38 protein-coding genes are annotated in these 19,118 nt (G+C 40.0%); 19 read left to right on the forward strand and 19 right to left on the reverse strand.

Going from position 1 to position 19,118, the window contains the following annotated elements; translation table 11 throughout:
* The first annotated feature begins 238 nt into the window (after positions 1-238).
* Together GTU69_RS02975 and GTU69_RS02980 are read left to right on the forward strand one after the other, a co-directional pair.
* The gene (locus GTU69_RS02975) at positions 239-817 is read left to right on the forward strand and encodes a YceI family protein (protein WP_166167901.1); all 579 of its coding nucleotides are present in this window, start codon (positions 239-241) and stop codon (positions 815-817) included.
* Between the two features lie 150 nt (positions 818-967).
* Positions 968-1,987 (forward strand): site-specific integrase, encoded by a 1,020-nt coding sequence (locus GTU69_RS02980; protein WP_166167903.1) that lies wholly within the window; start codon positions 968-970, stop codon positions 1,985-1,987.
* Here GTU69_RS02980 and GTU69_RS02985 read toward each other — a convergent pair.
* The 14 genes from GTU69_RS02985 to GTU69_RS03050 all read right to left on the reverse strand — a co-directional run bounded on the left by GTU69_RS02985 (position 1,984) and on the right by GTU69_RS03050 (position 8,131).
* Positions 1,984-2,268, reverse strand: a complete 285-nt coding sequence (locus GTU69_RS02985; RefSeq protein ID WP_166167905.1) for a DNA-binding protein — start codon at positions 2,266-2,268, stop codon at positions 1,984-1,986. The genes GTU69_RS02980 and GTU69_RS02985 overlap by 4 nt on opposite strands.
* Positions 2,268-2,465 carry a hypothetical protein gene (locus GTU69_RS02990; protein WP_166167908.1) on the reverse strand — a complete coding sequence of 66 codons (198 nt, stop codon included), beginning with the start codon at positions 2,463-2,465 and terminating at the stop codon, positions 2,268-2,270. Before GTU69_RS02990 ends, GTU69_RS02985 begins: the two co-directional genes overlap by 1 nt.
* Positions 2,462-2,776, reverse strand: a complete 315-nt coding sequence (locus GTU69_RS02995; RefSeq protein ID WP_166167911.1) for a hypothetical protein — start codon at positions 2,774-2,776, stop codon at positions 2,462-2,464. Before GTU69_RS02995 ends, GTU69_RS02990 begins: the two co-directional genes overlap by 4 nt.
* Positions 2,773-3,252 carry a hypothetical protein gene (locus tag GTU69_RS03000; protein ID WP_166167914.1) on the reverse strand — a complete coding sequence of 160 codons (480 nt, stop codon included), beginning with the start codon at positions 3,250-3,252 and terminating at the stop codon, positions 2,773-2,775. Before GTU69_RS03000 ends, GTU69_RS02995 begins: the two co-directional genes overlap by 4 nt.
* The gene (locus GTU69_RS17090) at positions 3,249-3,911 is read right to left on the reverse strand and encodes a hypothetical protein (protein WP_240921577.1); all 663 of its coding nucleotides are present in this window, start codon (positions 3,909-3,911) and stop codon (positions 3,249-3,251) included. Before GTU69_RS17090 ends, GTU69_RS03000 begins: the two co-directional genes overlap by 4 nt.
* On the reverse strand, positions 3,911-4,255 hold the full coding sequence (locus GTU69_RS03010) for a hypothetical protein (protein ID WP_166167917.1): 345 nt from the start codon (positions 4,253-4,255) through the stop codon (positions 3,911-3,913). Before GTU69_RS03010 ends, GTU69_RS17090 begins: the two co-directional genes overlap by 1 nt.
* Positions 4,255-4,488 (reverse strand): hypothetical protein, encoded by a 234-nt coding sequence (locus tag GTU69_RS03015; protein WP_166167920.1) that lies wholly within the window; start codon positions 4,486-4,488, stop codon positions 4,255-4,257. Before GTU69_RS03015 ends, GTU69_RS03010 begins: the two co-directional genes overlap by 1 nt.
* Positions 4,485-5,102 (reverse strand): lambda exonuclease family protein, encoded by a 618-nt coding sequence (locus GTU69_RS03020; protein ID WP_166167923.1) that lies wholly within the window; start codon positions 5,100-5,102, stop codon positions 4,485-4,487. Before GTU69_RS03020 ends, GTU69_RS03015 begins: the two co-directional genes overlap by 4 nt.
* Positions 5,080-5,943, reverse strand: coding sequence for a phage recombination protein Bet (gene bet / locus GTU69_RS03025; RefSeq protein WP_166167926.1), 864 nt, complete (start codon positions 5,941-5,943; stop codon positions 5,080-5,082). The genes GTU69_RS03020 and bet overlap by 23 nt, the downstream gene beginning before the upstream one ends.
* Before the next feature lie 11 nt (positions 5,944-5,954).
* Positions 5,955-6,974, reverse strand: coding sequence for a hypothetical protein (locus tag GTU69_RS03030; RefSeq protein WP_166167929.1), 1,020 nt, complete (start codon positions 6,972-6,974; stop codon positions 5,955-5,957).
* Between the two features lie 5 nt (positions 6,975-6,979).
* Positions 6,980-7,354, reverse strand: a complete 375-nt coding sequence (locus GTU69_RS03035) for a hypothetical protein (RefSeq protein WP_166167932.1) — start codon at positions 7,352-7,354, stop codon at positions 6,980-6,982.
* A complete protein-coding gene (locus tag GTU69_RS03040) occupies positions 7,338-7,604 on the reverse strand; it encodes a hypothetical protein (RefSeq protein WP_166167935.1) in 267 nt (88 codons plus the stop codon). Before GTU69_RS03040 ends, GTU69_RS03035 begins: the two co-directional genes overlap by 17 nt.
* Complete coding sequence (locus GTU69_RS03045) at positions 7,601-7,867, reverse strand: hypothetical protein (protein WP_166167938.1); 267 nt, start codon at positions 7,865-7,867, stop codon at positions 7,601-7,603. The genes GTU69_RS03040 and GTU69_RS03045 overlap by 4 nt, the downstream gene beginning before the upstream one ends.
* Before the next feature lie 66 nt (positions 7,868-7,933).
* Complete coding sequence (locus GTU69_RS03050; protein ID WP_166167941.1) at positions 7,934-8,131, reverse strand: hypothetical protein; 198 nt, start codon at positions 8,129-8,131, stop codon at positions 7,934-7,936.
* 163 nt (positions 8,132-8,294) lie between these two features.
* Here GTU69_RS03050 and GTU69_RS03055 point away from each other — a divergent pair, with 163 nt between their 5' ends.
* Complete coding sequence (locus GTU69_RS03055; RefSeq protein ID WP_166167944.1) at positions 8,295-8,486, forward strand: hypothetical protein; 192 nt, start codon at positions 8,295-8,297, stop codon at positions 8,484-8,486.
* Here the strand turns inward: GTU69_RS03055 and GTU69_RS03060 are convergent.
* The 3 genes from GTU69_RS03060 to GTU69_RS03070 are packed head-to-tail and all read right to left on the reverse strand — an operon-like array spanning position 8,483 to position 10,033.
* Positions 8,483-8,770, reverse strand: coding sequence for a hypothetical protein (locus GTU69_RS03060; RefSeq protein ID WP_205683435.1), 288 nt, complete (start codon positions 8,768-8,770; stop codon positions 8,483-8,485). The genes GTU69_RS03055 and GTU69_RS03060 overlap by 4 nt on opposite strands.
* A 49-nt stretch (positions 8,771-8,819) precedes the next feature.
* On the reverse strand, positions 8,820-9,263 hold the full coding sequence (locus GTU69_RS03065; RefSeq protein WP_166167947.1) for a hypothetical protein: 444 nt from the start codon (positions 9,261-9,263) through the stop codon (positions 8,820-8,822).
* 26 nt (positions 9,264-9,289) lie between these two features.
* Positions 9,290-10,033, reverse strand: coding sequence for a S24 family peptidase (locus GTU69_RS03070; RefSeq protein WP_166167950.1), 744 nt, complete (start codon positions 10,031-10,033; stop codon positions 9,290-9,292).
* A 102-nt stretch (positions 10,034-10,135) separates the two neighbouring features.
* On the opposite strand from GTU69_RS03070, the gene GTU69_RS03075 reads away from it, so the two are divergent.
* From GTU69_RS03075 to GTU69_RS03130, 12 genes are all read left to right on the forward strand, one after another.
* The gene (locus GTU69_RS03075; protein ID WP_166167953.1) at positions 10,136-10,324 is read left to right on the forward strand and encodes a hypothetical protein; all 189 of its coding nucleotides are present in this window, start codon (positions 10,136-10,138) and stop codon (positions 10,322-10,324) included.
* An 8-nt stretch (positions 10,325-10,332) separates the two neighbouring features.
* Entirely contained in the window at positions 10,333-10,653 is a 321-nt protein-coding gene (locus GTU69_RS03080) for an XRE family transcriptional regulator (RefSeq protein WP_166167956.1), read from the forward strand.
* A gap of 58 nt (positions 10,654-10,711) precedes the next feature.
* Entirely contained in the window at positions 10,712-10,870 is a 159-nt protein-coding gene (locus GTU69_RS03085) for a hypothetical protein (RefSeq protein ID WP_166167959.1), read from the forward strand.
* Entirely contained in the window at positions 10,870-11,706 is an 837-nt protein-coding gene (locus GTU69_RS03090; RefSeq protein WP_166167962.1) for a replication protein, read from the forward strand. Before GTU69_RS03085 ends, GTU69_RS03090 begins: the two co-directional genes overlap by 1 nt.
* Complete coding sequence (locus GTU69_RS03095; RefSeq protein ID WP_166167965.1) at positions 11,706-13,040, forward strand: DnaB-like helicase C-terminal domain-containing protein; 1,335 nt, start codon at positions 11,706-11,708, stop codon at positions 13,038-13,040. The genes GTU69_RS03090 and GTU69_RS03095 overlap by 1 nt, the downstream gene beginning before the upstream one ends.
* Positions 13,037-13,291 (forward strand): HTH domain-containing protein, encoded by a 255-nt coding sequence (locus GTU69_RS03100; protein ID WP_166167968.1) that lies wholly within the window; start codon positions 13,037-13,039, stop codon positions 13,289-13,291. Before GTU69_RS03095 ends, GTU69_RS03100 begins: the two co-directional genes overlap by 4 nt.
* Positions 13,288-13,605 carry a hypothetical protein gene (locus GTU69_RS03105; protein ID WP_166167971.1) on the forward strand — a complete coding sequence of 106 codons (318 nt, stop codon included), beginning with the start codon at positions 13,288-13,290 and terminating at the stop codon, positions 13,603-13,605. Before GTU69_RS03100 ends, GTU69_RS03105 begins: the two co-directional genes overlap by 4 nt.
* Positions 13,596-13,895 (forward strand): hypothetical protein, encoded by a 300-nt coding sequence (locus GTU69_RS03110; protein WP_166167973.1) that lies wholly within the window; start codon positions 13,596-13,598, stop codon positions 13,893-13,895. Before GTU69_RS03105 ends, GTU69_RS03110 begins: the two co-directional genes overlap by 10 nt.
* The gene (locus GTU69_RS03115; RefSeq protein WP_166167976.1) at positions 13,892-14,302 is read left to right on the forward strand and encodes a hypothetical protein; all 411 of its coding nucleotides are present in this window, start codon (positions 13,892-13,894) and stop codon (positions 14,300-14,302) included. Before GTU69_RS03110 ends, GTU69_RS03115 begins: the two co-directional genes overlap by 4 nt.
* Positions 14,295-14,597, forward strand: coding sequence for a hypothetical protein (locus GTU69_RS03120; RefSeq protein WP_166167979.1), 303 nt, complete (start codon positions 14,295-14,297; stop codon positions 14,595-14,597). Before GTU69_RS03115 ends, GTU69_RS03120 begins: the two co-directional genes overlap by 8 nt.
* Before the next feature lie 128 nt (positions 14,598-14,725).
* A complete protein-coding gene (locus GTU69_RS03125; RefSeq protein ID WP_166167982.1) occupies positions 14,726-15,130 on the forward strand; it encodes a DUF1064 domain-containing protein in 405 nt (134 codons plus the stop codon).
* A 10-nt stretch (positions 15,131-15,140) separates the two neighbouring features.
* Positions 15,141-15,692 carry a hypothetical protein gene (locus GTU69_RS03130; RefSeq protein ID WP_166167985.1) on the forward strand — a complete coding sequence of 184 codons (552 nt, stop codon included), beginning with the start codon at positions 15,141-15,143 and terminating at the stop codon, positions 15,690-15,692.
* Positions 15,693-16,525: 833 nt separating this feature from the next.
* Here the strand turns inward: GTU69_RS03130 and GTU69_RS03135 are convergent.
* Both GTU69_RS03135 and GTU69_RS03140 read right to left on the reverse strand, forming a co-directional pair.
* On the reverse strand, positions 16,526-17,074 hold the full coding sequence (locus tag GTU69_RS03135; RefSeq protein ID WP_166167988.1) for a bacteriophage CI repressor: 549 nt from the start codon (positions 17,072-17,074) through the stop codon (positions 16,526-16,528).
* Positions 17,075-17,117: 43 nt separating this feature from the next.
* Positions 17,118-17,510, reverse strand: a complete 393-nt coding sequence (locus tag GTU69_RS03140; protein ID WP_166167991.1) for a hypothetical protein — start codon at positions 17,508-17,510, stop codon at positions 17,118-17,120.
* Positions 17,511-17,746: 236 nt separating this feature from the next.
* On the opposite strand from GTU69_RS03140, the gene GTU69_RS03145 reads away from it, so the two are divergent.
* Genes GTU69_RS03145 through GTU69_RS03160 form a run of 4 tightly spaced genes read left to right on the forward strand, consistent with a single transcriptional unit; the run spans position 17,747 to position 19,115 of the window.
* Positions 17,747-17,920, forward strand: a complete 174-nt coding sequence (locus GTU69_RS03145; RefSeq protein ID WP_166167994.1) for a hypothetical protein — start codon at positions 17,747-17,749, stop codon at positions 17,918-17,920.
* Entirely contained in the window at positions 17,913-18,191 is a 279-nt protein-coding gene (locus GTU69_RS03150) for a DUF968 domain-containing protein (protein WP_166167997.1), read from the forward strand. Before GTU69_RS03145 ends, GTU69_RS03150 begins: the two co-directional genes overlap by 8 nt.
* 33 nt (positions 18,192-18,224) lie before the next feature.
* Complete coding sequence (locus tag GTU69_RS03155; RefSeq protein WP_166168000.1) at positions 18,225-18,524, forward strand: hypothetical protein; 300 nt, start codon at positions 18,225-18,227, stop codon at positions 18,522-18,524.
* A gap of 45 nt (positions 18,525-18,569) precedes the next feature.
* A complete protein-coding gene (locus tag GTU69_RS03160; RefSeq protein ID WP_166168003.1) occupies positions 18,570-19,115 on the forward strand; it encodes a hypothetical protein in 546 nt (181 codons plus the stop codon).
* The last annotated feature ends 3 nt before the right edge of the window (positions 19,116-19,118 follow it).

A 19,118-nucleotide genomic window follows, 5' to 3' on the forward strand; every position in this document is an offset into this window, starting at 1 on the left:
GTATTAAATATTTAATAAAAACAGAAACAAGTGATAAAGACATAAAATTGCGAATCAGGGTTTAAAATAAATGATGATGATGATCAATATATTAAGATGAGGCGACCACATCATTTCATTTATGGAGCTAGATAACCGGTAATTGTTCTATTCTTGCAACATATCGTTTTATCTATATCGGTGAATTAAGATAAGAAAGGTATAGACTAATAACCATTCCAAAGCGAGATAATGACACATGAATTTCAAAGCAATAACTTTAGGTTTGGCGGTTGCATCGGTAGCAACATTGTCTTTGGCAAAACCTGTGGCTTACCAAATTGATCCAACCCATACAGCTACTGTATTTACCTGGAACCATTTTGGTTTTTCTACCCCATCTGCAAACTTTAGTGACATTCAAGGTACCATTAACGTCGATAATGCAAAACCTGCAAATTCATCTGTGAATGTGACTATTCCTTTATCGAGTTTAAATACCAATGTAAAAGCATTGGATGAGCATTTAAAAACAGCAGATTTTTTTGATGCAGCCAAATATCCTAACATCACTTTTAAAAGTACCAAGGTTCAAGCTTTAGGTAAAAACAAATACAAAATCACGGGTAACCTGACCGTGAAAGATGTAACTAAGCCGGTAGTTTTGGATGCAGTATTAAATAAGCAGGGTGTACATCCAATGACTAAAGCAGAGGCTATTGGTTTCAATGCAACGACTTCATTTAACCGTTCAGCATTTGGCGTAGGGGCTTATGTACCAAATGTGGGTGATAAAATCACGGTAAATATTACTACTGAAGCTTCAGTAGCAAAGTAATGTATTAAATTACAGTAACTTAATAAGATTAGCCACTTTCTACAAGTGGCTTTTCTATTTTAAAAATTCACAAAATATTATTAATTGTCACAGTTTTTACAGCATAATTGGTATGATTGTTAGTAATCTACACCAAATCTGCACCAAGAAATGAAGATACCAAAGCCCATCCAGCGAGGGTCAAGCTGGCGTATTACTGTGACCTATCAAAAGAAACGATACTCTGTCACAAGAGATAACCCAAAAGAGTGTGAGGACTGGGCAGCAATAAAGCTGCTTGAGCTTAAGACTGGACGAGCAGCAGAGGAAAAAGGCATTAAGCCAGCATTCCCATTTAAGCAACTTTGTGAAAAGTATTATTCTGAACATGGCAGCAAATTAAAGTCAGCACATATTATTCGAAACAAGTTGGATAATTTAGAGCGCATCACTGGTGAACTGGCCACAAAATCCATTCATGACTTTCATCCGAACGATATTGTCATGTGGAGAAACAAGCGTGTGCTTGAAGTTCAAAGCAGCACAGCATTGCGTGAGTTCGCCATGTTTTCATCGATATTCAGCTATGCACAAAAAGAACTATTTCTAATCGAGAACAATGTCTGGAAAACAGTTGTAAAGCCATCTAAAGGAAAACCAAGGAATCAACGAGTCTATCCTGAGGATGTGGAGCAGCTGCTAGATCGCCTGAAGTGGGATAGAAATACAAGACCAACCAAAGTTATTCACTATGTTGCATGGTCCATACTTTTTGCACTGGAAACAGCTATGCGAAAGGGCGAGATACTGGCAATGACCCGGGATGACATTATGGAAGGCTTTGTTCATTTGCCTATGACTAAAAATGGTGAATCTCGAAACGTGCCGCTATCCACTGAGGCAAAAAGACTCTTATCCTTAATACCGGAAGATCAAAAAATTATTGTTCCAGTAGGTGAGAAGTCGTTTAGACGGACGTTTTATCGTGTGCGTGGTGAAGTAGGTCTGGATCATATCAACTTCCATGATACGCGCCATGAAGCTATTACAAGAATGGTGAAGGTTCGAAAATTGCCAGTGGAAATACTGGCGAAGATTACAGGCCATAAAACAATTGGCATCCTGATTAATACTTACTATAACCCGGATGCACAAGACCTTGTGGAGATGTTTAATAGCAGTGAGAGTTAATGAACTCTCGGCCTGCCTTTTCTAACTTTCTGGGTGAGTAGGGTGTGGGCAAGCTTTGGATTATAGAGCGACTTACCTGCAGTACCTTGGTTAATGCTGATCAACTTATCCCGAATTGTATTCACACTAAGGTTATAAATTTTCGCCAAGTGTGCAGCTGTCACCAGTTGCACATCAACTTCTTTCAATTCTTTAACAATCCCACCACCAATGTTTTGACCAAGCATAATTGATGGTGGCGTATCAGACTCAAGAATAACAGCGTATTTAAATGCACCCATCAACCCACCTCCAATCTTTTACCAGCTTCAATTTCCGCATCTGTGGCATGGCTAAACCATTTTTTTGGATAGCAATAGCCTTTACCTTTTTTGCACCTAACAACAATATTTTTCCCAATTGTTGTTTCGTATTTAAAAATGCGCGTTTCCTTGTCAGCACATCTTGAAACAACCAAATCACCAGGTTGTAGATTCACGACACTTCTCCCAATGACAACACCACGCCACTCGGCAACCCACTTAAATAACACGTGAACAAGTGATACAACTTATCCGCATTCATTTCATTGATTTCAAGCATTGCACCGGTGCCAGACTTAACACGCTGTCTTGACCAGTTGCGCATATCGAAAGTGAACTTATTGTCAAAATCCACTGCATTGATAATTGCATTGAATGAACCAACATCACCGGCAGACCATGAATCGATATAAGGCTTGTCTTTGGCCACAAGGTTGTCAATTTGGAGTTGGGCGAATTGCACGTTGGTTAGTTGAATTTCAGTCATTGGCTAGCTCCTGCTTTGGACATAACTTGGCAAAGTGTCGCTGGTGATAGGTTGAAATATTGCTTACCTAGCTCCTTGATTAACAACTTTTCATTTGCTGTACGCACTTGGTGCCGCAGATCACTCAGCATTACTTCTTCTTCTGGATAGTCCTCACTATCATCATTATATTGCTTGTAATCGTGATGAAGGTCATCAAATGCCATAGCTGTACAGCACTCTTGGCAGTAACGATTGGTGATTAAACTTCCGTGCTCCGATGCCGTAATAACACGGCTGTATGTTACTGGTTCACAGATTGATAAGCAGTCAGAACAGAGTTGGGTAGCTTTCCGAGTTTTAACAACCTTATCTGATAGATGCTGGCTATCATCAAAATCACCTTCAAATGGATCTGCTGACAAAACCCACTCTTTCCAGTTTTCGCTACCAATTACAATGGTTTCACCATCATATTGAAACTCAGAAATACTCATCCCTTTTGCTCCTGTGCTCGATCAATTCTTTCAATTTCTGCAATCAGCAAAGCTGCAGCTCGCACCAAATCTTTTCTTGGGCTTTTAGGCTTCCAAAAATCCAAATCCCAAGGCCAAAAATCAGGAGCTTCTTCTGACTGATAAATACCAGAATTAGGACTTGATCTATGAACCCAGCCACGGGAAAGAACATTTTCCGCATAACAAACCGCTGCTCTTAAAAGCTCATTTGATTTGTATTCATCATCATGTTCAGTTGAATAAAATTCATGACTAATCTGACGTTGACGTTCACCAATCACGTCTTTGATTGCAGAGCATTCCGGCACCGCTTGGGCTTTGGCTAATTGATCTTTTAACTCATCAATTTCTCTATTCAGGTTGTCCTGACGTTCCTGTGCTTGATCTAATGCTGTCATTAAACCGCTAGTCACAGTATCTATTGAAAAATGTTTAAGTTTTGGGTAACTGCTTGTTAAGACAAGATGTCCATTTTCAAACTCACTAAGAGTCTTTTTCAAGCATCTAAGTAATGCTTTACTAGCGTGTTCCTCTGACCATATCAAAACTTCTTCAAAAGCATGAAACTCCAAACGCTCTAAAACCGCTTTCACAAGATTTATTGTTTCAGTAAATTCTGGCTTTTTTTGAATATCCATCACGCCACCTCGCTTACATGTTTATTTCGAGCGAAAATTGCATAAGCGTCATCTTCACTGAAGTTGATATCAATCAAGAAAAACCCGTTTGGTGCAATTGGATTCCATTTTGTGATATCGCAGTCATCCATCATGGCTTCCCAATCATCATAATTAATACTGCTTTCCATCCAGAATGTCACAGTATCTATATTGAAGTGCCTCTTAAAATCTTCCCACTCCCCAGGGCTGATATACTCTTTATTGCCCAGATTTTCCCCCATATAGGCAGAATAGACTGGGTGTGTCCAAGTACCCATTTCACTACGGATCACGTCCATAGGCTCTAATTGTTTAACTTCCATCACGCCACCTCCCCAAAAGGGTTATATTTCTTAAATTCTTCAAACAGTTGTGTTGCCGGTTTATTTAGACGACCATTCGCCATAATCATCACATTGCGTGGGAAATTCTTTCCAGATGCTTCGCAGTAAAACAAAACGCCTGATGCGTTTGTCACGCCTTTATAGCCAATTTTCACAAGCCAAATTACAAAGGCTTCGCTCATGAGAGGGTGAACCGGGTTGTATTTCTTCATGCAGCAGCCTCATGTGGATTCAACTCAGCAATAATTCGGTCAATTTTTTGGTTAAAACGAATCACCGACTGTTCAATTCCTGCGATATCTAAATCCTTTGCAAATACCCGGATAATGACCAATTGCAAATATTTAGGTAGACGAGGGTCGAAACTCACAAAGTCACACCACTTGCGTCTTGTGCACGCCAATTGCCAGGTGATTTGTGGAATATATTCAGCTGGTACTTCATTGGTTAAAATGGTGTTTAAGTGGGTTTGTGTACTTGGGCACTTCACTTCCAGTTGCCCGTCCTGATCTACCAGGCCATCAGGACTAGCACCACTCATTTTGATAATAGGGTGGTCAATCAATCCGGTTCCAATCACAAAACTACCAGTCTCATTTTCATAAGCAGTAATAGCGTGAATTTCTTGATCAATACCCCATTGCATTAATGAGTTGGTAAAGGATTCCTCCTGAACGCCAGTTAGGCGCTCAGTCAGAATTGTTAGGGTTAAAGCATTGTGTGCTTTGCCTTTACTTGGCTTTGCATCAATGTCTTTAACACGGCTTGCTGTAACCTTTCCACAGCGGTCAGCATGCCAATCTTCACTGCGCTGGAGAATGGTCATAAGTTTCTCCTTGGCGTGCTAAGGCTTGGTCGGCAAGTTCAGCAACTGCCTTCAAACTTGCAGAATGAATTGTCCAGAAATGTTTAGCCCATGTATTTTTTGGCAGTGTTGCATGAGCTTTTGATAGTCGACCTGTTCCGTATTGAGCCTCGGTCTGGAAGAATGGCAGCTGCTCATCCTCAAATACCTGATAGCCTTCAGGAACAACATTATCTGTCTGACCATGCACAGTTTTAATTGTGCCGCTTTCTTGAATTCGCTCAGCCTCATCCTGGTCGTAAATACCTACAAAACCAAAAGCCAAACGTGCACACTGAATCAAAGCTTTATGACGTAAAAAGCGTTTAGGGTGTGATTGCCATGGTCCTGCATAACCATTTTGACCCATAGGTTCGCGATAAACCTCATCAAGATATTCACGCACAATGGTAGGGCGGTCACGATCTTTGCGGTAAATAATGCAATCAACCCAGGTAGGGCAATCCACTTTCGCCTTATTAGGGCGAACTGATTCCGGCGAAAATGCAAACTCAATGCCGTTTAAGCTAGGATTGCTATTAATAATGCGGGACCAGCCATCCACGCCAACCACAGGGATGATGCCTTTGTTTTTATCCGGGAAAGCATAAATCTCCTTGGTCCACGGATTAAGCTTGTATTGGCTTGCCACAATCATCAGCGCACCCATTTGTGCATCTGAAATTTCCTTATCAGACTTAAAAGCAGTCTGGATCAGCGTTTGCTTTAATTCCAAAGGATCAACATTGTGCAGACCTAAAACTTCTGCCAATTGGGATATTTGCGCTGTCACCAAACCTTGATGTTGAACTACTGCATTCATTTTCTTATTCCTTAGTATTTGATTAAGACATTTGGAACAGCGTTATTTGCGATTGCACGAACCACATTTTTTGCCATTTCTTCTGTTAAACCTGGAATCGAAAAGCACAAAGCATTTACGGCTTCACGATTGATAGAGCGCATATGCTCAACATTAGCCAATCGCGCCTCCTCAGCCTTTCTTTCAGCCTCGGCTTTGGCAAATTGTTCAGCTTCAATACGCTTGCGTTCATTTTCAGCAGCCTGTGCAGCACGTAATTCAGCAGCTTCTTTTTCAGCTTTTAATCTAGCTTCGCGCTGATCTGATTCAGCTTTTTCACGTTGTACACGTTCAGCCTCATAACGCGCTTTTTCTTCTGCTTCACGTGTAGCTTTTTCAGCAGCTTCACGGGCAATTTGTGCATCACGTTCCTGTTGTAAACGCAACTGTTCAGCTTGGCGCAGACGCTCTAATTCAGCCTGTTCAGCTTCATATTTTTCTCGTGCAGAAAGGGTGGTGCGCAGGTATTCAAGGGTTTCATATTTAGCAATTTTGGCTTGTTCTTCAAATTCCTCGAATGAGTCATTAATAACTATGCTTTCCACGTTTTGAATAACGCCTTTCAGCCATTGGCTATCTTTATCGGCAATAGCAGCAGTCTTGTAAAATACTATCGAAACAATGGCTTGTTCATGCTTCGCCACGCGATCCTTTTCAGCTTGTTCCCACGCATCGCGCGGGGCCAGAATTTCGTTACGCAGTTCATCAAACTTTTTAACGGTGGCAATGCGGTCATCATCAATCACTTTGATTCGAGCCTTCTCATCAGCAACCAATTCTTTACCACACTTCTCAATGAAAGTTTTGGATTTGCTGATTTTCAAAGCCAGTGAGCCAATCTGATCACGACCTTTTTTAGTGTTTACATCTGGAACATGTGAGCGTGCTTCTTGAGCAATACGCTCGAATAATTCATTTGTTCCACCTGGTGTTCGGAATGCGGTTACAACAACATTTTGATCCGCAATTTCTAATTCAAATTTTGCATTCATTTTTCTTATCCTTGTGCCAATTCAAATTTTTCAACAGCATCTGCTTCAAGCCATTCATTCAATGCATAAACCTGAGATTCAGTCAGAATGAAATGCAAGCCAGCTGGTGTTTCTTCAAAGTCGGATCGAGTGACCAGTGCTAAAGTTTTGCTATCCACTTCAAGCCTGGTGTAATCCACATCCTTGCCAGCCTCGGGATTAAACTGCGGTTCCATGTACATTGAATCGGTCAGTTCAACCGCTTTGATTTCACAGTCAATAGACTGATTGCCAACAACAAAAGAGAACTGCACATTGTCTGCATCAACTTCGATATGTGACGAGATTGAAAGCAACGGAAAACACGGAGCAAACAACTCAGGTTTAGTTTGAGCGTTCATCGTCTGACTCCTTGTTCAAAGAATCCAAATAAGCTCTGCGTTCAACACCTTGTGCATAGCCGCGTTCAAATGCTTTTGTAGTTTCGTCCGCCTGACCACCTACAGCACCCATCCAAGCCAAATGCTCAATAACATCAAGAAGAACTTTATTTGCATCTTGTTGCTTAGGATTAACCTTGAATTTTGATTCGTATTCACAACCACCATCAGAGGTGTAGTGAAGATCTGCGGAAAATTTAGAAAGACTCATTTCCCAACCTCCATCTGAAACTTAACCGCCTGTACTGCCTGACGATCCACATCATCTGAACAACTGCGAACTGTAAACAGGGTTGAAACAACGGTGATGCCAATTAAAGAAATAGCAGCAACATCTTTTAAAACTGCCTTAACCTTGGCAGCTTTATTGGCCCGAGCAATCTGCTCACTAGAAGGCGGCTGCTGGTAAAGAATCCCTGTTGCTGGGATGTGGCCAAACGTAGGAGTTTGACTATGGGAAGGTGTTTGGTTCATACTTATCTCACTCTTTGAGTAAAAGTCCCGTCGGTCGAATGTCAGGGACTTTTTTATTGCCTATTATTAATTTTCCAAACGCAGTTCGATGATTTTCCGAAGGACGCAAGCAGGGCATCCGCACTCTTTATTTTCTGGACCTTTATCAGCATCAACTTTGTCAGCCGCACCCACAGAGAGCACATAGGCTTCCATAGCTTTAGCTGCATCAATATCGCCATTCGCCATACCAAGAAGTTGTAATCGTAGTTTTTGAATTTCCATTTTTAATAGCTCGTTTGTTGTCTACGAGATTTAGTTTAGTAAACGAAACAAAAGTAGTCAATAGTTTATTTTACTTTAATAAACATTTTTTATTTTAATAAACATTTATGTTTTAATAGACAAAAGAAAACCCACCGCTGGGGTGGGTTGGATGGAGTTTATTATGGGTAGTGAAAAAGAAATTGCGATTATTCCAAAAGGAACCAGTGTGCGAATTATGGGTTGTGCTTACACCCTACTCGAAGATGTTAAAGTTGATGGAAATCAACGCATTTTAAATGAAACATTAAAAGCCCAATCAGAATTTGAAGGAAAACCAAAAACTTCTGGTACATCAGGTAAGTGGATGGCTTAAGTTGTTGAGTCAGTAGCTGATTGCAACCAAGTTTGTAAATCATCAGGTAAGTTAACATAACACCAGTTACTAACATCTAACTCTAAAACAAGAATCGCATCATCGTTGTCAGCATGGGCCTGTAATGCTATCAGAACTTGATCTGCTGTGAGATGCGACTGGATAATATATTGAGACAATGTAGCATCAACATAAGTGTTGCTTGATACTTTTCTAATACCATCTTCAAACTTGGTATAATCTTTATCTTTCTTTAAATCATAAGTTACTGTATAAAAAGCCATTCTTTCCTCCACCCGATCTGTTCTAAAGGCTGCGTCGGGTTCGCAGTTTTTATATCGATTCTATATCATCAAAATATTTGTTGATGGCATGCACCCACTCAGGTATAGATTCAAAATTTTCAAGTTTTGGAATTTCACCAAACATAGCAATTATATTTTGTGACAATGGGTATTTGATGTTTCTTTTCTTGGCTAATGCCGCCACATATTCATCAAAAGATTCAAAATCAGCAATTCTTGGTTGATACTTATTTTTTATCAAACGCTTATATGTGAAAACATAGACAAATAGTGAAATAATTACCGCAAGAAAAGATTCACCCGAACCATTTGATCCAATAAATGTTAAAAGCGACATAAATATAAAAACAGCAATATAATGCCAACGCGCTTTTTTTATATCTTTTAAATTTATATTTTTACTTAATGCATAGTGAATTAAAGGTATGCATGAAATAATAAAAATATTAGTAATAAAACGAATAGAATCCATAAACCCTCTTATTTTTTAATATACTCTCATCCAGCTCGCCAAAATTGACGACCCATAACTTTGAAATTTAGGCCATTTTGTTCTGATACTTCACGATCTCTATATTTTGGATTAAGGCTATGTAAGGTAAGTTTTCCACCTTCCTCCTTAAATATCTGCTTAATCATTCCTTCACCTTCAAAATAAACAGCATAGATTTCACCATCTACAATTTCAGTTTGAGAGATATCAATACCAACCATATCACCATCATGAATAAAGTCGGTCATGCTATCACCCTTAGCTTTAATGATCCTCATGCAGCTCGGATCAACATGCTTTCTTTGAAAAAATGATGGAGGGAAAGGGAACTTCCCATTAATAACATCAAAATGAAATTCTATAGACTCACCAACACCACAAGAAAAATTAGCTTCCACGACATCAATCCAAATAAACCCATTCTCTGTTTCATAATCAATAACAGTTGGCTTGTATACCTCATTCACGTCAAATGAAACATCACTTTTGCCAGTCAAATTATGCTTATCCATAAATTCTTGCATATTGAAGCCACCAGAAACTTGAGAGCCTTCACCGGTTAAAAGCCAGTCTGGGGTAACTTTTAACAATTTAGCTAATGAAAGTAACCGCTCTCCAGATGGAGTATTTACGCCACTCAACCAGTGAGATACAGCTCCTTTACTAGCACCAGTTGCACTCACTAAATCCTTATGCTTTAAGCCTAGTTCAGCCATTCTTTTTAGAATTCTATCGGTTGTGCTATTCATAAGTTTACAGTCCTATAAGTTGTTTAAAATAATAAACTCCTACCTTGACTTTGTCATAAACATATAGTTTACTTACATAAACAATTAGTTTAGAGAGATAAAGTGAATATCAATGACCTAAAAGCCTTCTACAAAGTGGAAAGCGACGCGGAACTTTCAAGAAAACTAAACAGACCGCGCTGCACTATTTTTTTCTGGAAAAAAAACGGGATTCCACCACGTACACAAGCAACCTTTGAAGTACTAAGCAAAGGAAAACTTAAAGCTGATTTACAAGCATTGAGTGCTTAGGAGTACCTATGAGCAAAGTATCTATTGAATTGTCTGCAAGTGCTAGAAATGCACGAGCAATGATCTTGCAGAGTCTTGCAATCACCAACAATGGTGATGTTGCTGGAAAGCTTGGTATTGATCCAACAACACTTTCGAAAATGAAAAATGAAAGAAAAACCAATGGTTTAACGGAAATTGAAATGTTTTGCGAGTTGTTGCATTTGGTTGGATTGAAGATCGTTAATGCTGACGATGTTTATTGTTCTGTTGAGACAGCGGAAGCGACAAGAGAGCTTTTGAAGAATTGTTTTAACTCGCCCGACTATATGCGGATCTTATTTAAATAAAAAACCGCTTCCTGAGCGAACAGAGAAGCGGTCGTTATTCACAAATATGGAACCCATTATGAATCATCAAATTTTAGCAGAAATTGAACTGAATCGGAAGATAAGTTTGCTTCAAAAAGCCGCTGAAAATTACGCGCTAAATCGAACACTTGAAAACTCAATGGCACTCGCTAGAGCTAAGGCTGCGCTGTGTGCTTTTGTGATGGAGGGTGTTTGATGAGCGCATTAAAAATTCAACTTTTGGATAATGTTGACATTCATCCAAGCACAGCAAAAAGGAATGAGCATAAAGCCATGTCCAAAAAAGAAGATGGTTACACACCATTGCCTAATTTTGTTTGTGATGAAGGATATTTGGCTGCTTTAAGTGGTGAAGCTATCAAATGCCTTGTTTTGCTAAATAGGCACATCAAGGGATTTCGTGAAGAAAATAAATCAATTGGTGAATCTCTAATTTTGAAATTAACAGGCTTTAAAGACAAGCGAACTGTTCGTAAAGCTATGTCGGATTTAGCAAGATTTAACCTTGTAAAAATCACAAAAACTCTGGGTAAGGCGACAACCTATGAGGTCACTTTTGAAGAAAGATTGCCAGCTGAACTAGTAACATCAAATGATACTAGTGCATCAAAAGTAGTTACATTAAATGCACCTAGACTAGTAACATCAAATGATACTGGAACTAGTAACATCAAATGTCACTCTGTAAAAGAAAAGAAAATAAACTTAAAAGAAAGTGATCAAGAAAACCCTGTCGACGAAGTTTTGAATATCTGGAAACCAGATTTACACCAACTCAATTCATGGATGCAAAGATCAGGCTTACCGAAAATCAATCAAACCCAAGTCGATGAATTACTCCTTGAAGTCAATCCTCACTACGAAAACAAAATCCGCACTGGTGCAGTAACCGATACCCAGATGTATTCAAACTTCGTGAAGTGGATTAAGCGCGACAACAAACTCGTTGAAAAACTCATGCAGCAGGCTGCATCTGCAAATGTTCAACCGGTAATCCCTAAAAACTATCAATCTGACATGGGGGACTGGTGATGTCGAATATTCACAATTTATCAATCGAGCAATGTGTTCTTGTTGCATTGATGACTGTCCAAAATTCATTTGAAACCGTGATGAATGATCTGGATGTAGGATGTTTTTACGCTGAACGACACAAAGCAATTTTTAATGCCATCACCGACCTGTCAAACGAAAACAAACCGTATGACGTGGTGTTTGTTGAACAGAAACTGATTGAGACAAAACATCATGAATTGGTCGGTGGCACTGAATACTTGATGCGCATGTTCACTGAATCACCAAGCTCGTTCTACAGCCTGGAATCATACGTTGCTGAACTCAATAAGTTTAAATCACACCGTGAAGTTGAACAGATCGGCCAGAGCATTCAGGAGAAGGCGAAGGACCTAACCGTCCCTGATATTCATAACGCTGCTGAAAATATCCTGAGTGGGTCAAACACAAGCGACAAGGCTGAGAAATCCAGTTTTACGTTTGAAGAAGCTTTGAAGCGTGCCGGTGAGCAGTTAATCCAGAAAGCAGAAGCCAAAGCAAGCAAGCAGTACACAGGGGTTAAGTTCAACCTGCCTCATCTGGATAACGTAGTGGGCACCATTCAGCGCGGACACTTCTGCGTGATCGGTGGTAGACCCGGATCAGGAAAATCGACTCTGGCGCAAATGGTGGCGATTCAGACGGCTATGCAATTCCGTGAAGCGGTACTGGTGGTATCTGCCGAGATGGATGTGGAGACATTCACGAACCGCTGTATCTCTGCATTGACTCATATTCCGTATGACAACATTCACAATGCTGAATTGTACGACGGCATGATGAAAGACTTCGCTTATGCCCAGGAGCGTTTTAGCAAGCTGCCAATTCATATTGAAGATAAGCAGAAGCCAACTATTGCAGAGATTCATTCTTATGCACGCAAGGCCAAGCGCAACTACAAAAAATTGGGCTGCATCATTATTGATTACTTGCAGCTTGTACGTGACCCAACCAAGAAAGACCGTTATCAGGAAGTCAGCTCAATCAGCCGTGACCTCAAAGCCATGGCCAAAGAGTTTGATTGCCCTGTAATCGCACTGGCACAGCTCAATCGTGAGTCTGAGAAGGGTAAACGTCCAAAGCCGAGCGATTTAAAAGAATCAGGCCAGATCGAGCAGGATGCAGATCAGATTTTATTGGTACATCCAATCATAAACAGTGATGACGAAATGCCTAGCGGTGTGACTGAAATCATTATCGGCAAGAACCGTCATGGCAAAAAAGGTGTAGTGCGTGTGGTGGATCGTTTGGATATCTGCCGTTTTTCTTCGATTCGTAGTGATGAAGAACAAGGCTTAGGGGGTGGGGTGTGAGTCAGGGAATTTCCGATATTTTCGACAATATGCTGAGTGTTATTTCGGTTGCTCGCTATGAGAGAGTAACAACCCATAAAGTTTCCAAGAACTTACAAGTAAGCAAAAGAACTGCTCAGAGGTACATTAAGGCACTGATTGATCAAGGTTATTTAGAGCGTAAAGAAAGATATGTAATCGCAACTAGAAAAGCATACGGAATGATTGTTGCGGGCGAGCCAATTAAAGGGTTTTGGAGAGAAGAAGCATGAAAGACCGCATCAGGTCAGCATTGATTGAAATTGCTGAAGCCTTAGGTAGACCGCATTACGAGCCGCTGACAGTAAGAGAAGTTCTGGCGAGTTTTGATAACAACACGGACCATCCATTGAAAGCAGCAGTGTTGAAAAAAATAGCTAATAGGAAGCCAGTCGAATTAGTGGTGCCATGCGCGGTAATTGAAAAGCCAGCTCGGAAGGCGTCGCCAGTTGAGGTGAAGAAAGAAATTCTAAAACTGGCTCAACACGGAACTATCACGAAGTTTAAAAGCGGATGCAAATGTGAGGAGTGCATGGTATGGGCATGAACTTAATCGAAGAATTGGGGTTGGAGAAGTGTCAGGCGATTGTGGATGGGGCGCCTGTTGGAGCTACGCATTACAGTAATGAAGATTGTGAGATTGTTTATTACCAGAAAACAAACAATATCATTTACTGGGATGATGTTTCCGATGTTTGGGATGAAGTTTATTTCCTGATGCCTGAATTGAAATCAATCTCCGACCTCCGTGCCGCAATTGCCGACCACAACCGCACGGACTATGTATCAGACATCCGTAACCACATTAGCCCTTTGACAAAGGTGATTGAGCGATGAGTGAGTTAAGACAGAATTTTGAAAAATCTTTTCCAATACCCGCACATTGGATTGAATGGTCTGAATCTAAAAATCGTTATGACTGCCATGTTGGTTTGGCTGATTCCAAATGTGCTGAATACAACAAAATGTTTAACGTGTGGTGTGTTCAGCAAGCTAAGGTTGATGAAATAGAACACCAAAAATCATTGCAAGAATTAGCCATAAATCAAATTTCTCAAGCAAACCAAGAGTGGCAAAGGATTAATGCTGAACTGCAAAAGCGGGTTGATAATTGTGCAGCATTAGCAAAAGAATGGCGAACCCTAGCCAGAGAAATGTGCCCACTTGATGATAAGTATGTGATTGGTGCGCGATTAGGTTGTGCTCAGGATATTGAGGAAGTTTTGCGAGGTAAGCATGAATAAGCACCTTCAAACATTGACTGGCTTTAAAAATGGAACCAAGAAGATTTTCAAAGATTGTTTTTACGATCTTTGGGATGCATGGGATGAACTTTTAAGCGCATTCAAAAAAATTGGTTTTGTGATTTTTGTGTTTGTTGTTTGGTTATTCAGTCTTGCTTTGGTCTGTATTTTGCCACTGGCCACATGGTTGCGTTTGAAGTGGGAGCGCGATGCTGAGGAGAAAAGAAAAAAGGCTGTGCAGGAATACATGGAGCGGATGACCTGTTTGCACAACAAGCGAGGTGAGCATGAATAAGTTTGTGTTTTTCGCAATGTTCAATGGTGCGCAAATCAAGTACCGACGTTCGCTACACAAGAATTATTGTCCTAAGAATTTTACTAAATGGGATGTGTATCTAACTAATCGAAATTGCGAGTGGTGCAATGACCAGCATCTCACTCGCTGAATATCACAAACAATACGCGTCCAAGGCTAAACCTAAAGCAGGGCGCAACAAATTTAACGCACAGCGCATTGAAAAGGACGGAATGAAGTTCGATAGCGTCAAGGAGTATAACCGCTATATCGAGCTTACAGCGTTAATGCAGAGGGGTGAAATTTCAGAGCTTAAGTGTCAGGTCAAATTTGAGTTGGCACCTAAGGTGAAAATTGAAGGGGAGAAACGAGCCAAACCAGCACTTAGATATTTTGCAGATTTCACATACCTGAGCAATGGGAAGCTGATTGTTGAGGATGTGAAGTCGGCGGGAACAAGAAATTTACCGAGTTATCGCAACAAGAAACACTTGATGAAAACAGTACACGATATCGATATTAAAGAAGTTTGAGGGTAATGGGATGAATGCAGCAGCGGAAAAGTTTGAACAATTTGAATGGTTGACTCATGGCATCTCTGCTAAGTCGCCAAATTTTGAACCAAATGTGCGTGGCACTGGGGAGAAGCCTTTGAATTATGAAGATCGCTTGGGTGCTATTGCTTTAATGGGCAGCCAATTTGAAAAGTCGATTACATCGATAATTGTGTTTGGCGACAAGTCTGAAATGGACTTTAAATACGTTCAATCACATTTAGCTCTAATCATGGCCACAAACGCTAAATTAGATAACCGTCGTGAACCTCAGAAAATTAACATTGAAGACTTATCTCTACTTATTGCAAGAATGGTGATTGATTTTGCTTTAGACCCAGCACTAGAGAATAATTTCACTCCACAAGGTCGCTTGTATTATGCAGGCATTCGTTCATGGCAAATGGATGTTGAGGCTTATCGTAAGACATGGAAGCAATACGAAAACATGATGGTTATTGCTTTGGAGATGGCAATTAAAGACGCTGGTGAAGCAGTTGAAAACTATCGTAAAAATACTTACAAAGAAACGAAAGCATAGAGATTCCATTATTCCGGAAACTAAGGTATAGTTTTACTATACTGGTCGTATTACGGTTATCCGAGACCAAGTGTTAAAAAGCTCGCCAAATGGTGGGCTTTTTTGTTGCCTCAACCCTTGGCCTTGATTTAATAGAGTCAGCACATCATGGGTGCGTAAAGGGTTAGACATCCTATAAACACATTCGCTTGTATGTGGTCGAAAACAGGCAAGCATCTAGTTTCAAGAGGTGAGTATTACTTTGGATTGGCGACCCATTAACACAGTCAGTTAGCCTTAAAATACACTACCCCGCCAAGCCTAGAATCTTGGATTCCGAGATGCTGGACTGGATTCCAGTCGATGCTCAAACTGGCGGGTTTTAATGCCCTGAGAAATGCCTGTGTAAGCAATATCGGGGCACCCTATGGCGGTTTTCTTATTCGTAGTGGTTTGAGATTAATTACCGCCACCCAGATATAATAAAAGCCAGGTCATTGATCTAGATTTTTAATATTACATAAATTATTAATTAAGTTTTAATAATATATTGATTTATTTGAAACTTATATTAATTTTTAACAAGAGTTTAATAAATATGTATGTATAATCACCACTGGAAACGGCTGTAGTTTCCCAGTGACCTTTCAAGGTCATTAGTTTATAGGCCCATATCCAACTACTACTGGATTGGGCTTTTTTTTGCATGGAGAAAAGTAATGCTCCGATTCTTAATGTGTTTATTTGGCCTGCATGGTGCGACCGAAATCGATTACACGGTTGATGATGAAGAAATCAAGGTATGTCGAGATTGTTTGAAGGAAGTTAAGTGAACCCTCTTTCGAGGGCTTTTTTTACTTACTAACACGCTCATAGATAATTTCAATATCAGAGCAGACATCAGAGCACGCATCGCCACGCATGTTTTGAATTTCACATATATCGTCGAGTGCTACATCATTACGCTCTAAATAACTAGCAATGTCGTTTTCACTCAACATGCGGTCTTCAGCCCATTGCAAGACACTTTCAAGTGACGATTTTTCACGAATTTGATATTTAGCAGAATCAAGAACAGTCCATTTTTGATTCTCAATAAACTGTTTAATATCTTCAAGATTGTAGCGATCAGCGTCATAGTGAAAGACTTCGCCATTTAAGATTGCTTGATTGTGATAAAAATCATCCTCGCTCATATCAAGCGACTCAAGAGCAAATTGAGATTCTTTAGCTCGACGGATAGCAAGAGGTTTGATTTCTTTTTTGACCCATGCAGGGATTGATCCACGTTCAATCCAAGATGAAACGGTTTTTCGGCTAATCATTAAATAATCAGCAACTTGAGCTTGCCAAGAGCGACCAAATAACATTTCACAGATTGATTTGAATTTAGTTGAGTTCATTTTCATTTGTCCTTTGGTTGCCCTCTTTCGAGGGCATTTTTGATTATTTAGTGCATTTAAAACCGTGTTCAAACGTGGTGCTGTTAATCGCTGTGCGAATAGAGCCTGAATCGGCAGTAAATACGTTGTGCTCTAAGTCAAAGTAGAATTTTGCTTTACCAACATTGATTTTTACTTGCGGAAAATCTTTCAGAAGGTTTTCGTTAAAAACGATCTGAGCAACTGTATCGTTAATGTAGATACGTTTCATGTTGCCTTTCTCCCAAACTTTAGCACCAGCTTCAATAAGTTGATCTGCGATTGATTTAGTAGTCATAACAAGGCCCTCAAGGATTGCTTTGATTGCTGCACCGAAAGTAACTCGGTAGTTGTCGCCTGATTTAATTACTGATTTAGCTAGTTTGTGAGCTGCTTTGAAAATTTCTGATTTGTTCATTTTGATCCACCTCGTGGTTATTTGACTGGAGCTTATCTCCTGTCTATGTATGTATTATGTAGACATTTGTCCGCATAGTCAAGCTATATCTTCAGATATTTTTAATCTACCGACGAACAGCACAAGATTCCTAACCCTTGTCACTTCGGTGGCATTTGCCGCACGTATTACGGCATACAAAGCCCTGCTGAGATAACAAACTTGGCGGGGTTTTTCTTTTCTTATTGGTGGTGTCTATGACAGACAAAGTGCAAGCGAAACAAGACTTAGAATTTTGCAGTGCTGAGCTGTCTAAGTATCAGAATCTTAGCCGGGCCGGATTGACTCGAAATGAGTTACTGGCAATTGATGGCATTATGATTAAGTTGAAAGAGCGTATTAAGAATTTGCGTGAAGCGTTGTATGCGTGATTCAAAGAGATTGGCAGCAATCAGAAAGCTGCCATGCGTACGATGTGGCAATCCAAACAGTCAAGCGGCTCACAGTAATTCAGCAAAGTATGGTAAAGGCAGGGGAATCAAGGCTAGTGATGCCTTTGTAATTCCCTTATGTGCAACCTGCCATGCTGCATTTGATCGTTTTGAATTGGGCAATCGAGCAGAAAGTGAAGCCATGTTTGAGAAGTGGTTGGTTAAGACTGAGTTGATGTTAAATCTTAAAGATCAGGATGATGTTTTTTGATATTATTGATTCAAATAAACACAGGCGAAAGTCATGGATAACTTGCAGATATTCTTGTCGAATAAATATGACTTCAAGCGAAAAGAAGAAGACGGAAGTGCATTTAGTTTGCTTTATGGTGCAATGGATGGTGACATTCAGTATTCTGTGCTTGCAGAATATTTGAATAAAGAAATGCCTAGAGAGGTGGAAATTAGAGCGAAGAAAGATAATTATTCATGTTTCATTAGATTCTCGACTGATTACATCTGGAAAATGCAGAAAGAAGAAAAGCTCATGAATATGGTTTTCGATGATGCTTTTAAAGAGTTGAAAAGTAGAATCATGATGTAGATTGAATCAAGCCACCCAAGCGGTGGTTTTTTGTTGGGGTAATAAATGAAAAACGCTACTCCAAAACTCGAACCCATAACGCTTATCATTAAATCATTTGAAGAAGTAGGACGTGCTATTGCGTATATGCACAGACATCATGCAGATGCTTTGAGTGATGGCAAGCCTTTAGTTGTTCGCATAGATCAGAAACAAGAAGATCGAAGCAAGGCACAGAATAGATTGCTTCATATGTGGTTTGGTCAAATGGCTAAATTCACAGGTGATGAGCCTGAAAAGATCAAATATGAAATGAAGAAAAAGTTTCTGGCAAAAATCTATATCCGGGACAATCCAGATGCACTAGAAGCGTTTGAGGCTGTAATTGGTTATCGAGATGTGTTGCGATTGCTCGATGGTCAAGAGAAGCTCATTCATACAGTTAAATACAATCGTGTGGTCAGAATGTTTATTCAGGACCATGTGAAATCTAGCAAGGCAAATAAGAAGCAGTTTTCAGAGTTTTGCGACTACATAGTTGCGTTTGCATCTGTGAAGTTGGGTGTGCATTTAACAATGCCGGATGATTTGATGTATTTAAAAATGGAGTAAAGA

The organism is Acinetobacter sp. SA01 (genome assembly GCF_011319235.1).
Taxonomy (GTDB): domain Bacteria; phylum Pseudomonadota; class Gammaproteobacteria; order Pseudomonadales; family Moraxellaceae; genus Acinetobacter.

Coding starts and splice junctions, on each gene's coding strand:
- GTU69_RS03065 (WP_166167947.1), bottom strand. CDS start 9,263: ATGGATTCTATTCGTTTTATTACTAATATTTTTATTATTTCATGCATA.
- GTU69_RS03125 (WP_166167982.1), top strand. CDS start 14,726: ATGACCAGCATCTCACTCGCTGAATATCACAAACAATACGCGTCCAAG.
- GTU69_RS03020 (WP_166167923.1), bottom strand. CDS start 5,102: ATGACCATTCTCCAGCGCAGTGAAGATTGGCATGCTGACCGCTGTGGA.
- GTU69_RS03150 (WP_166167997.1), top strand. CDS start 17,913: ATGCGTGATTCAAAGAGATTGGCAGCAATCAGAAAGCTGCCATGCGTA.
- bet (WP_166167926.1), bottom strand. CDS start 5,943: ATGAATGCAGTAGTTCAACATCAAGGTTTGGTGACAGCGCAAATATCC.
- GTU69_RS03000 (WP_166167914.1), bottom strand. CDS start 3,252: ATGAGTATTTCTGAGTTTCAATATGATGGTGAAACCATTGTAATTGGT.
- GTU69_RS03045 (WP_166167938.1), bottom strand. CDS start 7,867: ATGAACCAAACACCTTCCCATAGTCAAACTCCTACGTTTGGCCACATC.
- GTU69_RS03010 (WP_166167917.1), bottom strand. CDS start 4,255: ATGGAAGTTAAACAATTAGAGCCTATGGACGTGATCCGTAGTGAAATG.
- GTU69_RS03130 (WP_166167985.1), top strand. CDS start 15,141: ATGAATGCAGCAGCGGAAAAGTTTGAACAATTTGAATGGTTGACTCAT.
- GTU69_RS03145 (WP_166167994.1), top strand. CDS start 17,747: ATGACAGACAAAGTGCAAGCGAAACAAGACTTAGAATTTTGCAGTGCT.
- GTU69_RS03095 (WP_166167965.1), top strand. CDS start 11,706: ATGTCGAATATTCACAATTTATCAATCGAGCAATGTGTTCTTGTTGCA.
- GTU69_RS02995 (WP_166167911.1), bottom strand. CDS start 2,776: ATGACTGAAATTCAACTAACCAACGTGCAATTCGCCCAACTCCAAATT.
- GTU69_RS02980 (WP_166167903.1), top strand. CDS start 968: ATGAAGATACCAAAGCCCATCCAGCGAGGGTCAAGCTGGCGTATTACT.
- GTU69_RS03140 (WP_166167991.1), bottom strand. CDS start 17,510: ATGAACAAATCAGAAATTTTCAAAGCAGCTCACAAACTAGCTAAATCA.
- GTU69_RS03080 (WP_166167956.1), top strand. CDS start 10,333: ATGAGCAAAGTATCTATTGAATTGTCTGCAAGTGCTAGAAATGCACGA.
- GTU69_RS03050 (WP_166167941.1), bottom strand. CDS start 8,131: ATGGAAATTCAAAAACTACGATTACAACTTCTTGGTATGGCGAATGGC.
- GTU69_RS03015 (WP_166167920.1), bottom strand. CDS start 4,488: ATGAAGAAATACAACCCGGTTCACCCTCTCATGAGCGAAGCCTTTGTA.
- GTU69_RS03040 (WP_166167935.1), bottom strand. CDS start 7,604: ATGAGTCTTTCTAAATTTTCCGCAGATCTTCACTACACCTCTGATGGT.
- GTU69_RS03135 (WP_166167988.1), bottom strand. CDS start 17,074: ATGAACTCAACTAAATTCAAATCAATCTGTGAAATGTTATTTGGTCGC.
- GTU69_RS03030 (WP_166167929.1), bottom strand. CDS start 6,974: ATGAATGCAAAATTTGAATTAGAAATTGCGGATCAAAATGTTGTTGTA.
- GTU69_RS03055 (WP_166167944.1), top strand. CDS start 8,295: ATGGGTAGTGAAAAAGAAATTGCGATTATTCCAAAAGGAACCAGTGTG.
- GTU69_RS03085 (WP_166167959.1), top strand. CDS start 10,712: ATGAATCATCAAATTTTAGCAGAAATTGAACTGAATCGGAAGATAAGT.
- GTU69_RS17090 (WP_240921577.1), bottom strand. CDS start 3,911: ATGGATATTCAAAAAAAGCCAGAATTTACTGAAACAATAAATCTTGTG.
- GTU69_RS03070 (WP_166167950.1), bottom strand. CDS start 10,033: ATGAATAGCACAACCGATAGAATTCTAAAAAGAATGGCTGAACTAGGC.
- GTU69_RS03090 (WP_166167962.1), top strand. CDS start 10,870: ATGAGCGCATTAAAAATTCAACTTTTGGATAATGTTGACATTCATCCA.
- GTU69_RS03035 (WP_166167932.1), bottom strand. CDS start 7,354: ATGAACGCTCAAACTAAACCTGAGTTGTTTGCTCCGTGTTTTCCGTTG.
- GTU69_RS03160 (WP_166168003.1), top strand. CDS start 18,570: ATGAAAAACGCTACTCCAAAACTCGAACCCATAACGCTTATCATTAAA.
- GTU69_RS02975 (WP_166167901.1), top strand. CDS start 239: ATGAATTTCAAAGCAATAACTTTAGGTTTGGCGGTTGCATCGGTAGCA.
- GTU69_RS02985 (WP_166167905.1), bottom strand. CDS start 2,268: ATGGGTGCATTTAAATACGCTGTTATTCTTGAGTCTGATACGCCACCA.
- GTU69_RS03060 (WP_205683435.1), bottom strand. CDS start 8,770: ATGGCTTTTTATACAGTAACTTATGATTTAAAGAAAGATAAAGATTAT.
- GTU69_RS03110 (WP_166167973.1), top strand. CDS start 13,596: ATGGGCATGAACTTAATCGAAGAATTGGGGTTGGAGAAGTGTCAGGCG.
- GTU69_RS03105 (WP_166167971.1), top strand. CDS start 13,288: ATGAAAGACCGCATCAGGTCAGCATTGATTGAAATTGCTGAAGCCTTA.
- GTU69_RS03155 (WP_166168000.1), top strand. CDS start 18,225: ATGGATAACTTGCAGATATTCTTGTCGAATAAATATGACTTCAAGCGA.
- GTU69_RS03120 (WP_166167979.1), top strand. CDS start 14,295: ATGAATAAGCACCTTCAAACATTGACTGGCTTTAAAAATGGAACCAAG.
- GTU69_RS03115 (WP_166167976.1), top strand. CDS start 13,892: ATGAGTGAGTTAAGACAGAATTTTGAAAAATCTTTTCCAATACCCGCA.